Below are 830 nucleotides of genomic sequence, written 5' to 3' on the forward strand. Positions count from 1 at the left end.
CTGCGTGATGCTGGGCAAGGTCGCCTGTCTCCTGATCGCCTCGGGTGCTGGTGGCCGTCGCCGGGCCGGGGCGGTCAAGACTGTGACGGTGCCTGTCGCGAAGGCCCCTATCGGGACACGTCCCCTGCCCGGCGGCAGCGAGTGCCGCTCCAGGCCGTGGCCGACAGATCAACGCCAAGGCATCAGCGCCAGTCGTAGCTCGGGTCAGGCCACCGTCCGGAGCGGCACTTGATCATCCTCACAGTCGTAGCTCGAGCCGACGCGGCCCATGCTGCGGCGGATGCCGTGTCGGCGGCAGACCTCGGCGAAGGCGGCCGCACTGTACTGCGCGCCCCTGTCCGTGTGAAAGACGACGCCGTGGACCTGGCCGCCGCGGGCGGCCACGGCCATCTCGATCGCGTCGGTGACCAGCGAGGTGCGCATGTGGTCGGCGATCGACCAGCCCACGACCCGCCTCGAACAGATGTCGATCACCGTGGCCAGATACATCCACGTCGAGCCGACGGCGACATACGTGATGTCGCCGCACCACCTGGTGTTCAGCGTGTTCGCGGTGAAGTCGCGCATCACCAGGTCCGGCACGGGCGGAGCCGCCCTGTCCGCGATCGTGGTGCGCTTCTTGCGCCGCAGATGCCGGCCGACGATGTGGTTGACCCGCATCAGCCGGGCCACCCGTTTGCGGTTGATCTTCCGCCCCCGGGCCCGCAGCTCCGCATGCACCCGCGGGGCGCCATAGGCGCCCTGGTGTTCGGCATGGATGGCGCGGATCTCGGCCACCGTCCGCTTGACCTCGGCCTGGCGCTCGGCACGAGCCTGAGCGTTGGCCAGGT

Annotated in this window: 1 pseudogene; it reads right to left on the reverse strand. The window is 69.9% G+C overall.

Features of this window, described 5'->3' with window-relative positions:
* Positions 1–243: 243 nt before the first annotated feature.
* Positions 244–830 (reverse strand): annotated as a pseudogene (locus tag ACTWQJ_RS51890) (IS3 family transposase); the annotation flags it as partial.

The organism is Streptomyces sp. KR55 (assembly GCF_052245645.1).
Taxonomy (GTDB): domain Bacteria; phylum Actinomycetota; class Actinomycetes; order Streptomycetales; family Streptomycetaceae; genus Streptomyces; species Streptomyces flavusporus.